9 protein-coding genes and 2 pseudogenes are annotated in these 12,883 nt (G+C 41.4%); 3 read left to right on the top strand and 8 right to left on the bottom strand.

Annotated features, from left to right (window positions below):
- Positions 1-111, top strand: a pseudogene (locus FTV03_RS07610) (IS701 family transposase); the annotation flags it as partial.
- A gap of 28 nt (positions 112-139) precedes the next feature.
- Here the strand turns inward: FTV03_RS07610 and FTV03_RS07605 are convergent.
- From FTV03_RS07605 to hemE, 4 genes are all read right to left on the bottom strand, one after another.
- The gene (locus FTV03_RS07605) at positions 140-2,014 is read right to left on the bottom strand and encodes a DUF4105 domain-containing protein (RefSeq protein WP_257220714.1); all 1,875 of its coding nucleotides are present in this window, start codon (positions 2,012-2,014) and stop codon (positions 140-142) included.
- A gap of 109 nt (positions 2,015-2,123) precedes the next feature.
- Positions 2,124-2,594, bottom strand: coding sequence for a DUF3015 family protein (locus tag FTV03_RS07600; RefSeq protein WP_078190276.1), 471 nt, complete (start codon positions 2,592-2,594; stop codon positions 2,124-2,126).
- Positions 2,595-2,744: 150 nt separating this feature from the next.
- Entirely contained in the window at positions 2,745-3,536 is a 792-nt protein-coding gene (locus FTV03_RS07595; protein ID WP_180040834.1) for a DUF817 domain-containing protein, read from the bottom strand.
- Between the two features lie 40 nt (positions 3,537-3,576).
- Positions 3,577-4,647, bottom strand: coding sequence for a uroporphyrinogen decarboxylase (hemE, locus tag FTV03_RS07590; protein WP_180007657.1), 1,071 nt, complete (start codon positions 4,645-4,647; stop codon positions 3,577-3,579).
- Positions 4,648-4,852: 205 nt separating this feature from the next.
- Between hemE and FTV03_RS07585 the strand changes: the two genes are divergently transcribed.
- Positions 4,853-6,073 (top strand): L,D-transpeptidase, encoded by a 1,221-nt coding sequence (locus FTV03_RS07585; protein ID WP_078191979.1) that lies wholly within the window; start codon positions 4,853-4,855, stop codon positions 6,071-6,073.
- Positions 6,074-6,616: 543 nt separating this feature from the next.
- Positions 6,617-7,312 carry a pirin-like bicupin family protein gene (locus tag FTV03_RS07580; protein ID WP_180040820.1) on the top strand — a complete coding sequence of 232 codons (696 nt, stop codon included), beginning with the start codon at positions 6,617-6,619 and terminating at the stop codon, positions 7,310-7,312.
- Positions 7,313-7,342: 30 nt separating this feature from the next.
- On the opposite strand, the gene FTV03_RS07575 is transcribed toward FTV03_RS07580, so the two are convergent.
- The 4 genes and pseudogenes from FTV03_RS07575 to uca all read right to left on the bottom strand — a co-directional run bounded on the left by FTV03_RS07575 (position 7,343) and on the right by uca (position 12,869).
- A complete protein-coding gene (locus tag FTV03_RS07575) occupies positions 7,343-7,480 on the bottom strand; it encodes a hypothetical protein (protein WP_180040818.1) in 138 nt (45 codons plus the stop codon).
- A gap of 536 nt (positions 7,481-8,016) precedes the next feature.
- A pseudogene (locus tag FTV03_RS17940) lies at positions 8,017-8,418 on the bottom strand (guanosine-3',5'-bis(diphosphate) 3'-pyrophosphohydrolase); the annotation flags it as partial.
- A gap of 159 nt (positions 8,419-8,577) precedes the next feature.
- The gene (locus FTV03_RS07565; protein WP_180040816.1) at positions 8,578-9,267 is read right to left on the bottom strand and encodes a GntR family transcriptional regulator; all 690 of its coding nucleotides are present in this window, start codon (positions 9,265-9,267) and stop codon (positions 8,578-8,580) included.
- A 2-nt stretch (positions 9,268-9,269) separates the two neighbouring features.
- A complete protein-coding gene (uca, locus tag FTV03_RS07560) occupies positions 9,270-12,869 on the bottom strand; it encodes an urea carboxylase (RefSeq protein WP_180040814.1) in 3,600 nt (1,199 codons plus the stop codon).
- Between the last annotated feature and the right edge of the window lie 14 nt (positions 12,870-12,883).

The raw sequence follows: 12,883 nt of genomic DNA, 5'->3' as shown, positions 1-12,883 counted from the left end.
GAAAATGTATATCGTTGGCAGAAGAAATTATTTAGACCAATTATCAAAAGCTTCATTGATGACTTTATTCTCGATAAAAATCATCTGCTACCACAGAGAATCTTTAAATAATAGTGCGTAAGTCCTACTATCTTAAAAATTAATAGAAAAATACATAACTCAATTTCAATTTATTCCAATCTTGATCATCTTGCTGCTGGTATTCATAGCCTAGTTTTAAAGCATTTTGTTGGTTGACGATATATTGTAATTCAGCATCGAGTTTCAGATTCCATTGATGTGTGTCTTCCCAATACGGAAGCTCTGCCTGAACCAAACTATTGAATTTTTCCGACCAAATATTTTGGCAACCCAATGTCGGCCCAAGGCCCACTCGCCATCCATCATCTAGTGACTTGCCGCCCTGCACCTGCATTTGAGACTGCACATAACACAAATGTGTGCGTTCCTGATTGGCCCAGCTATATCCAGATTGAGCTTTTAATTCAGCTACACCATGTTGTTCCGTTTCGCTAAATTGACCTGCATCTACTGACACTTGCTGCCAGCCAAAATTAAAACCCCAGCTTAGCGGTGTTTTAAATGGCGTGATCGGGTTGTAAGAATTGACCGATAAAAAATCAAAATGATTGAGTTTGAGTTGGTCGTCTCGATATTGGATCGAGCCATCCCAAAACATCAACTGCGTACCAATCCGAAAGCCACCTTGCGGATCGATCAAGTCATGATATGCCTGACGATGCCCGAGTTCGATATATTTTTCACCTTGAACTTCACCCACGGTAGCTGAAAAATTTCGCGCATGATGTCCATTGACTGGGTCTAGACTTGGCTGCTTAGGTTCAGTCCGTTGTTTGGGTTGTGAAGATTGGCTACGTAAGGCCAAGATTTGACGCAATTTAGGCTGCGTTTCTTCCGCACTCACCTTTCGACCAATCAGTAATAAATACAGATGGTCGTACGCCATTTCCAATATTTTCGCTTGCTCTGCTTCATTAAACTGAGCGACTGCTGTCGACATGTTATCAGGTTCAATTTCAGCGAGCTTATGCGCTTCACGTGCTAAACGATATCCATGTTGCTGCGCTTGTGATAAAAGCTGCGTTTCTAATGCAGGACGATACACCGCTGCTTGAATCAGTTGTTCATCATTGATCGCTTTAATCGTTTCAACAGGAATGGAAGCGACTTTAAATTTTTCGGTTAAATTCAGTGTCGGGCGAACCAAATCCATTAGGCCCAATAATCGATATGCACAGTTATCACTGGCAAAATAATAGGGAAAACTGACATTTTGCATTTCCCAAAGATGTTTAACCAAATAACTGGTTTCTTGCTCGGTCAGTGCTAGCTCATATTCCCACAAATCACGACTTTCAAAATCACCATATTCTTTCACCTTTCGGTAGTACGGCATCAAGGAATATTCACCAGGATATTGCCCTGTTAAGCCTTTCCATGCATAAGACCAGTTATCTTCACCTGCAACTGTCGCAGCATAGTTAATGGCATAGGACACCAAATTTAGCTCTTTCTGATCTTTCGGATCGAGACGCAACAAGGTATGTCCAAACATAGAACTTGGATTCCCCATAAAGTCTGTGGCGTAAATTAATGTCGCTTTATACGGCTTAATTTTCCCAAACCATTCATCAAACTCAGGGCAACTCACTACTGGTAACTGCTCTGAACGGATGGATAATTCTTGCATCAACCACTGACTACGCGCAGGGAAACGACAACGAAAGGCTTGATTATGTTCGGCGGTTTGAAACAGTGCAGCGACATCTGCCTCTAATTCGGCTTGGGCATTTTGACGGCCATTTTCAGCTAGAAAGTAACCTGAAAAAGCAACTTCACTTTGTCCTTTATGATCTGTATATAAAAGTCGTTGCCAACTGATGTGTTCAGACAGTTTTTTTGATTGTGCAAGTTCAATATATCGCTGTAGCTCTACGGTTTTAGAGAGGTTTGGATCTACAACTTGCTGAGCATATAAGATGCTCGGAATCATAAAGGTACAAAATAAAGCAGTTGATTTCATTCAGTTATATTCAAATCCATTTTTATATATTTTAGATAATAAAAAACCCTGCCGAGAGACAGGGTTTTGAAAGCATCGATTAAACGTATGCTTTAAGTACTTCATCTTTCGCCATTACGCTTTGTAATGAAGCAAGTACTTGTAGAGAAGACTGGTTTTCAGCTGAATAGATTTCAGCAAAATTTGCTTTAGACACAGCAAAGAAACGTGCTTTATCTGTTGATTGGATGTTTAAAAGCTCAGCCAAAACATTCAGGCTCTCACCTTGACCAACCGCCATATCACGAGCAAGTGATTCAGCATTTTCATTGGTAAATGTTACCGCTTGAGCAGTCACTGTACCAGTACCGCTACAACCTAAAGTACCAAAAGTAATACCAAGTAACTGGTTAGTAAAAATACCGTTGGTAGTCGCAGCTAAAATTTTAGGAATTTTACCTGATTGACCAGCCCAAACTTGAGAACCAACACCACAACCTACGTCACGGTCAGCAAAAGCAGCTGTAGAACCTAGTGCAACGACTGCAACTAAAGCTAATTTTTTTAACATGGCACTTCTCCAGGGAATTTTATTCCATTGTTTTTAATTATTAAAACATGTGTAATTTTGATTACACACCTGTAGATTAACTTGATCTTTCAGATAAGGCAAAACATTTTCATCTAAAACTTTTGGCTAAAAATAATACGTTCTTTTTCACTATTTTTTGAGCAACCAAGTACCATTTTCATCACGTTTTCCAAGGATTTTGAGTACTAAAACCAGACTGAGTAATAGCAACAAATACCAAGAACCGAGTTTCCCCCAACCGACCATATGCCATGCATCGACCTGACTTGGATATAACCAAATTTGATAGAAGGTACTGATATTTTCTGCGATCCAAATCAAAAATGCCAAAATCAACAGTACCGGTAACATAGGCAACTGAATCACATGATTTTGTAATTGAAAACTGAGCTTGGTTTTCCAAAAGATCACCACACTCCAAGCAAACAAAAGCATACGGATATCTGGCACAAAAAATTTGGTCATAAAATTAAGATATGACAAAACGGCTAAGCACAGCATATTGCCAAAATGCGGTAAGTTACTAAACGATACCTGATATAGACGTAACGAACGTGCAAAGAAACTCCCCACCGCCGAATACATGAAACCTGCAAACAATGGCACGGTCAGCAGTTTGAAAACCGCAGGCTGCGGATATTGCCATGAGGCAATATGTGGATGGGTCAGAAATATTTCCATCCCCATTGCAAGGATATGAAACAGTGCTATGACTTTGGCTTCCGCCCAAGACTCGAGTTTTAAGCAGAGTAAACACACTTGAATGATCAGTGCATAAAACAATAAATAGTCATAACGGAAAAAGCCAAAATATTCCTGACTTCCCATTGCTGCAGTTAAAGCAAAAGCGATCAGCAGTAATATCCCAAATAAGGCAGCCGAAGCTGCCTTATAAGAGAACTCAAAACACGATTTTATCATCTTGACCACGGTTGAATCCTAAACCTATTTCCCTGAAGCCTTATAAATACTTGGCACTATATTCGTGTACCGTATCAATAAAGGCTTTCGGATTGGTTGGATCTACCCACTGGGTAATACCATGGCCTAAGTTCGCCACATAACCAGTTTTTTCACCGTTGGCATATGCATCATCTAACATGGCACGCGTCGCTTTCGCAATCGCTTCAGGCGAACCATACAATGTTGCTGGGTCTAAGTTGCCTTGCAATGCTGCACGGCCTGCAACTGTTTGACGCGCCACATTTAATGGCGTAGTCCAATCTAAACCAAAGGCATCTGCACCCGTTGCAATCATTGGCTCTAACCATTGACCACCACCTTTGGTAAACAAAATCACTGGAACTTTGCGTCCATCTTTTTCACGCTGTAATCCTGCCACGATTTTTTGCATGTAGTTTAGTGAAAATTCAATGTATTCACGGTGTGCTAATGCCCCACCCCAACTATCAAAGATTTGTACAGCTTGGGCACCTGCATCAATCTGCGCATTGAGATATTCAGTCACCGCCACAGCCAAACGGTCTAATAAAGCATGCAGCACTTCAGGTTGTGCATACATCATTTGTTTCGTAAAACGAAAATCTTTGCTTGAACTGCCTTCCACCATATAGGTTGCCAATGTCCAAGGACTGCCTGAGAAGCCAATCAAAGGAACTTGTCCGCCCAATGCTGAACGAATCGTAGTCACAGCATTCATGACATAATCTAGGTCTGATTTGGCATTAAACTTAGGTAAATTCAGTACATCTTGTTCGGTACGTACAGTTTTATGAAACTTCGGACCTTCACCTGCTTCAAAATACAATCCTAAACCCAACGCATCAGGTACAGTCAAAATGTCTGAAAATAAAATGGCTGCGTCTAAGTCATAACGACGCAAAGGTTGTAAAGTAACTTCACAAGCAAATTCTGTATTTTTACAAAGGGATAGGAAATCACCCGCTTTTGCACGTGTTTCACGATACTCTGGTAAATAACGGCCAGCCTGACGCATCATCCAAACCGGAGTTGCATCTACCGGTTCACGTAATAAGGCACGCAAGAAACGATCATTTTTTAAGGTCGTCATTCACTTTCCCAACTTAATTCGATATTCGCATCATCATATCAAAAAGGTTGTAAATATAATAACTTCTCAAGCATTTAAAAACCGATCATGTTGAGTGCCAAAAATGATATTTACACAAAACAACTACTGCATCTCCACTTTTTTTCTGTAATACTTAGCCAGTTTTTAATACACAGTAAATGAATAATTCTTAAGGTTGAATTACATGTTCGTTCGCACCATGCTCGCACTGAGCCTAAGTTGCATATTTGCTGGTACAGCTATTGCCGCATCTACTGCTGAACAACCATTAACGCCAAAAAAAGTGACTAATGTTGCAGTTCAGGATCCCATTGATCCGTTAGCGACTGAAGCTTCATCTGCAACTAGCCAGATTAGCGCTCAAGAACAAGAAGATCTGAACCAAGCATCGCAAACTTTAGACAGCTTGCAACAATCAGAAGATGTTAAAGCCGACATCGGTGCTGCACCTGCTACAGCGACTGCTACAACTCCAACATCAACTTCGCCTGCTGCCAAAGTTGCTTGGGGTTTAAATGACCTAAATAATGCTCAGTGGTATGACAACATTGGTAAAGGTCAATTCCCTGTTTATGCACGTGCGCATGTCATGCTCAATAATGCACATGCTTCACCGGGTGCAATTGATGGTACCAGTGGTAAAAATACCCTAAAGGCGATCGCTTCATTCCAACAAATGAATGGGTTGAAACCTACAGGGACTTTAACTAAAGAAACTTGGGATGCGCTGATTGCGAAACAAGGTTCTAAACCTGCATTCATTGAATACACATTGACTGATGCAGACTTGAAAGGTCCTTATGCAGCATCAATTCCACACGACTATGCATTACAAGCAAAAATGAAAGGCTTGTACTACACACGTGTGACTGAAATGTTAGGTGAAAAATTCCACATGGATGAAGACTTTTTGAAAAAGTTGAATCCAAAAGCGACATTTAAAAAAGCTGGTGAAAAAATCTTAGTGGCGAATATTCGTAACGAAGTTCCTGAAGATATTCACCTGATCGTTGCACATAAAGGTGCGAAACAACTTTACTTGTTTAATAGCCGCAACCAAATGATCGGTTCATTCCCGGCAACGATTGGTAGTTCAGATACACCATCGCCTACAGGTACATATAAAGTAACAGGTGTTGCACCAAACCCTTGGTACAGCTACTCACCTTCTAACTTTGTTCAAGGCAACAACAGAAAACCATTGTCTTTACCACCTGGTCCAAATGGTCCTGTTGGTAATATCTGGATTGGCTTGAGCAAAAAATCATTCGGTATTCACGGTACACCGAACCCATCTGCTATTTCTAAAACTGCGTCACACGGTTGTATTCGTTTGACCAACTGGGATGCAAATGACTTAGGTAAGAAAGTGAAATCTGGTGTGACTGTTAAATTCTTAGAATAATTTTAGTCATATTTAAAAAAAAGCCTGCTTCGTGCAGGCTTTTTTTATCGCTGTGCATTCATGAATTTTAATGTTACTGCGTAACATTAGAACCGCAATTTGACAAAAAAGGAACGATACGCGTTAAGGGCATCCACAAATGTTTGAGACAGCACTTCTTTTAATCAATAATGGTTTGCGATACTTTGAATAATTAGACGGTAGTGAACGAATTTTGTCGGTGAGGTGCACTGCACCGCAAGATTTTTACTTGCGAAGCACGCTTCTTATTTTGCCTAATGAGAAACATCGTTTCGCAAGACTACCTCTAGCCGAAGGCTATTCCCTTAATTTAATCCCTAAATGTAAGACTCCGTCGAATCGGCTAAAATCATTTTAAACGTGCAAAATATCTTTACGAAAGTAACGTCAGTGAATTAAAAAACTTTATCTCGAATGATCGTTGCATAAATAGGATGAATTGTCGCTAAAAAACTATATATCCCAATTTAGTTCAATCTTAAAATAGGTACATGTTCAATAATTAAGATAAGGATGAATGCCATGAATGCTTTTTTACATCCAAGTGAAAACCGTGGTCACGTAAAAATGGGCTGGCTTGAGTCTAAACACAGCTTCTCTTTTGGTAACTGGTATGACCCGAAATACATGGGCGTTAGTGCGCTTCGTGTAATTAATGATGACTTAATTGCAGCACATGAAGGTTTTGGTCAACACCCACATGACAACATGGAAATTTTGACCTGTGTGTTAAAAGGCACCATTACGCATAAAGACAGTATGGGCAACCATGGTGGCATTTCTGCGGGTGAATGGCAGCTCATGAGCGCAGGTACAGGTGTGCGTCATAGCGAAATGAACCAAGGTGATGAAGATGTGCATTTACTACAAATTTGGATCGTTCCAAATGAACGTGATGCTGAACCGACCTATCAACAAATTAAATGTGATCCACGTGAACAACCCAATCAATGGCATTTAATTGTCGGTCCAAATGACGATGCAGCTATGCATATTCGTCAGCAGGCGGAAGTTAAATCTGCATTTTTGACGAAAGGTCAATCTTTAGACATCCATGCAACGCAGCATATCAATTATATCCATGTTATTTCAGGTTCAGTGCAAATTGCTGAACATAAAGTTGAAGCTGGTGGTGCAATTGCGTTCTTAGAAGATAGCCAAATTGAAGCGCTTGAAGATGCTCAAGTGATTTGGTTTGATTTACCCGAAGTTAAATAACGAAAAAGCCCTCAAATGTGGGGGCTTTTTTTATGCAGCTTGGCTAAGGCGTTCACTGCGTTTATATAACCACATCAACACTAAAGACGGAATAATAAATCCAGCAGCCACCATGATGCCATGTAGGATTGAGGCATAAGGTTCAGCAAGCATGGCCACATGTTTCATTGGAGATGTCAATGGATGGAATCACTTTAAACATCTCGAAATCAAGCATTTTGAGATGTTTTTAAATGACGCTCAGTAGCTCAACATTTAGATAAAATTCATCAATCAAAGGTGTTTTTATTCTATTGCTGATGCAATCTATCTAATCAGCCTTCAGCTTCCACGCGATAAAAATGATTTTGCACAAACACGTTAAACATAGAGAAAAATAATTGCCGATCTTGTTCAGTTTGAAAGATACCCCCGAAATAGTCTCGATCTATGGTTAAAATTAAATTTAAGAATGTTGCCTGCTTGGGAACCACTCCCTTTCTTTGGCAATATGCAAAATATGCGCTGACATCTTCAAATAAAATCCACCACTCCTGTGGACTTCCAATCTGAACGCCACCTAATGAATGCTCTAGATCAAACATCGCATTGAGCAGATACTGAAAATTTTGCTGTGAACTTTGAAATTGAAATCTCGGATAATCTGTTGTTAGATTTAAATCGATCAGATGTAAATGGACGCTCCGAGCACGCTCTAATCTACGTTTAACTTTGACATATTGTTGATACCGACGTCGATCTTTTGCTGTGACCGAAGTTAAGCGCGATAAATCCATATTGTCATACAAATCACTGAGTTTTACTTCACAAGCAATTGCATTTTTAGCGGTACGCTGCGCAGCTTGAAATCGGTTCTCACCTGCTGTTTTAGTCAGTGCCAGTATCGCGTCAATAATATGCGCTTGAAAACCCATAGCACTAAGCTCCTCCGTCGTTGTCGCAGTATCTTCTAAAATGTCATGTAATACAGCGACGATTTTAGCATCAAGATGCTGCACATTTTGCATCACACGAAGTGGATGCTGAATATAGGCTTGTCCCGCTTTATCGACTTGTCCGAAATGGCGTTCAGTCGCCAAAGAAATCGCGTTTTCTAAAGTTGAAATAAAGAATCTCCCCTTCGTGGTCTTTTTTATTTTTCTCCATCATATTAACCAATGAATACAGATATTTTTAGCTTTAAGCGCGACCCGAACGACACAACTTGACTCGATAAAATGCATGTTTTCCAAGACTTCCGTGAGGTAGATCTTTTGCAAATACTTCTATGCCATTCGTACCAACATTTCCAAAGTAATTTTTTTCACCTCTTCTTTACTTTGCTGAATATGGCTGCGCATTTTCTCCAATGCCGCTATCACATTATGTCCAAGGATCAATTGTAAAATCTGTTGATGCTCTGCATAAGTGGCTTCAATTCGATAATCTTTAGAAAAGTCTAAACGGCGAATAATACGGATTTTCTCACTGACATCTCGATGCACCTTCGCCATTTCACTATTGCCAATTGCTTCAACCAATTGACAGTGAAATGCTTCATCTTGCATCGATAAAGTCTTTAAATCATGCAGATACTGCTCAAGCGGAATACACCATAAATTTACCAAGCCTTGTAAAGCCTGTTTGAGCTGGTCTGAATCCATTTTGCAAAGCTGCTCAATGGCATAGCATTCCAGCAAAATCCGTAAATCGTACAGTTCTTCGTAGGCTTTAAAATTGAGTGGCTTCACTTCCCAACCGCTACGAAAATGCACCCTCACATAACCATCTTGCTGTAAACGATATAAAGCTTGCCGTACGGGTGTGCGGCTTACTTCATACAATTCTGCAATTTCAGATTCGGTAAAACGTGCACCTGGTTTGAGCTGAAAATCAAAAATATCGTTTTTTATTTTTTGGAAAACCAGCTCAGACAAGTTGTCTGAGCTTTTCCCAACAATGGTGGTTGTGGTCATGTTTATTCCATATAAACCAGCGGTTCACCGCTATGTACCGTTTGTCCTGCACGGCAGATAATCGCTTTCACTATACCGTCATCATCGGCATAGACTGGAAGCTCCATTTTCATCGCTTCAATAATGGCTACAGTATCGCCTTTCTTCACAGACTGTCCAGCTTCGACAAAAATTTTCCAAATGTTGCCAGTCATCGACGCATTCAAGGCTGCAAATTGGCTATAGTCGGTATCATCTTGCAGGATTTCCATTTCCGCAGGTGCATCGAACTCATCTTTCCAGCGTTCAACTTCAGTTGTAAATGCCTGCTGCTGCTGTGCTTTAAATTCGGCAATACTGTCTTTCTCTGTTTCTAAAAAGGCTTGATAAGCTGCAAAATCAAACTCTGTTTCTTCAATTTTGATTTCAGCCACACCATTGGCAAAGTCAGCACGAAATTGATCAAGTTCAGCTTCGGTTACTTCATAATATTTAATTTGGTCAAAGAAGCGTAAGAACCATTGCTGATCGCCAAACTGCTTGTTCTTTTTAAACTTATTCCAAATAGGCAATGTACGGCCAATCAACTGATACCCGCCCGGTGAGTCCATGCCATAAATACACATGTACATACCACCAATACCGACAGTCCCTTCTGCAGTAAAGGTACGTGCAGGATTATATTTCGAGCTGAGCAAACGATGACGCGGATCTATTGGCACAGCACAAGGCGCGGTTAAATACACATCGCCCAAGCCTAAAATTAAGTAATTGGCATCGAAAATAATATCTTTGACTTGCTCACGGCTGTCTAAGCCATTAATGCGCTGAATGAAATCGACATTATTTGGCAACCACGGCGCTTTGGCACAAACACTTTCTTGATAACGTTCTACAGCACCTAAAGTGGCCGAATCCTCAAATGCCATCGGTAAGTGAATAATACGAGATGGAATTTTGATTTGGCTCAAATCTCCCATCTCATTTTCAAGTCCCAATAAGAACTGAATTAAATTCACTTGGCTGAAACGCAATCCATCATATTTAATCTGCAGTGAACGGACACCGGGTGAAAGCTCTAAAATGCCATCAATATTCGCTTCACGAATGAGTTGCATCAATCGATAAACACGTAAGCGTAATGCTAAGTCGAGGACATTTTCGCCATATTCCAGCAAGATATAACTGTCACCAGCCTGACGATAAATAGCTTTCGGCGCATGCGCATCTGCTTCACGCACAGCCAATACCCCTTCAGGCTTGCATTCAAAAGTTGCCACCTCTGACTTTTCAGGTGCTTGAGCAAAGCTTTGGATATCGGCAATTTGCTGAACTTCCAAGGCATTGGCTTGTTCCACACTCATCGGGTAGAAACTGATGCTGTCATCCGCCTTCAGTTGACCAATCTTCCAAAGTTCTGCTTTGGCAATCGTCACTGGGCAAACAAAGCCACCGAGGCTTGGGCCATCTTTGGCCAAAATCACTGGAAAATCACCAGTGAAGTTAATCGCCCCAATAGCATATTCACAGTCATGCACATTGGATGGATGCAAACCTGCTTCACCGCCATTTTCACGTGCCCAGCTTGGTGTCGGGCCAGTTAGGCGAATACCTAAACGGTTTGAGTTAAAGTGTACATTCCATGTTGAAGCAAAAAATTCTTCAATATATTCAGGTTTAAAGAAATCTGGTGCACCATGTGGACCATAGAGCACGCCAATTTTCCATTCTCTGCCATAGCTTGGAATACGCTCTGCTGCCAAAGCTTGCGGTGCTGCTGTTGCAACTTCCAATCCATCTAAAGGCAGGCTTGGATTAACCATTTTAATCATGTCGCCTGCGCGCAGCACTCGCCCTGCATGACCGCCAAAATTACCCAATGCAAAGGTTGAACGACTGCCTAGATATTCAGGTACATTTAGTCCGTTGCGGATTGCAAGATAAGTACGGCAACCTGATTCAACTTGTCCGAGTGCCAAAGTTTGCCCGGCTTTGATGCTGATCGGCTGCCAAAAATCGACATTCACACCATCTAGAGTCGCGCTACATGGCGCACCTGCTAAGGCTACGATGCTATCGGCATGAAATTTAAGACTTGGTCCTTGTAAGGTAAACTCAAAGCCTGCTGCCGATTTTGGATTACCCACAACTTGATTGGCCAATTGAAATGCATAATCATCCATCGGGCCTGATGGCGGTACACCGATATCCCAATAACCGACACGCCCCGGGTAGTCTTGAATCGTACTTTGTGTACCCGGTTGCAGCACTTCAATTACATTTGGCACGTATTTAAAATCATCCAGCAGACGTGTCCAGATTTGCATATTATCAAAGCGTGCATCAGACACTACGGTATGCGCATAATCCAAGTTGGTGCTGATGCCATTCAGGCGGGTTTCAGCCAAGGCTGTTTTTAGCTTGGCAATCGCACTGTCTCGATCTGCGGCATGCACAATAATTTTGGCAATCATCGGGTCAAAATATTGTGAAATTTCTGTGCCTGTAGATACCCACGTATCCACACGAATGTCTTCAGGAAAATATACATCCGTGAGTACACCCGGACTTGGCTGGAAGTTTTTCACTGGGTCTTCCGCATAAATTCGCACTTCAATGGCAGCGCCATTGGGCTGAATATTGCTGAGTTTTTCCCAGTCCAAAGCATCACCTGCTGCCACTTTGAGCATGCATTCAATCAGATCTAATCCTGTCACCATTTCAGTGACTGGATGTTCAACCTGCAAACGGGTATTCACTTCAAGGAAATACACTTCATCACGGGCAGCATCATAGATAAACTCAACTGTGCCTGCGCTGCGGTATTTCACCAATTGACCGAGCTCTACTGCAGCACGGTGCAATTTTTGACGGGTCGCTTCTGGTAAATGCGGTGCTGGTGTTTCCTCCACCACTTTTTGGTTACGGCGCTGCAATGAACAATCGCGCTCCCCAAAGGCAACGACTTGACCTAAACCATCACCAAAAATTTGTACTTCTACGTGACGGGCTTTATCGACAAAACGTTCGAGGAAAACACCTGCATCCTTAAAGAATTGCTCGCCTAGACGCTTTACACTTTCATACGCATCTTTTAATGATTGTTCATCATCACAGCGGGTTAAACCAATTCCGCCACCACCTGCGGTGCTTTTCAGCATGATTGGATAGCCAATCTCTGCAGCAGATGCGAGTGCTTCATCCAAACTTGCCAATAAACCTGTGCCTGGTGTCATGGGTACATTGGCGGCCGCAGCCAATTCACGTGCACGATGCTTCAAACCAAACTCTAAAATTTGTTCAGCCGTTGGCCCCATAAAAGCAATGTTATTTTCCTCACATGCACGGGCAAAGTCGGCACTTTCAGATAAAAAACCATAACCGGGAAATATTGCTTCAGCGCCAGTTTGTTTGGCTGCTTGAATCAATTTTTCAATACTTAAATAAGTTTCTGCAGGTTTAACACCTTCAAGTGAAACCGCTACATCTGCATCTAACACATGCTGTGCATAACGGTCGGTCTCTGAATACACGGCAACAGATTTCACACCTAATTTTTTTAGAGTACGAATCGCACGAACAGCAATTTCACCACGGTTTGCAATTAAAACTGTTTTAAACATGATTATTTCCCCGA

This window comes from Acinetobacter sp. YH12218, from assembly GCF_013417925.1.
GTDB lineage: Bacteria > Pseudomonadota > Gammaproteobacteria > Pseudomonadales > Moraxellaceae > Acinetobacter > Acinetobacter amyesii.
Note: the sequence above shows the minus strand (reverse complement) of the source record. Positions and strands in the feature narration are given on the sequence as shown.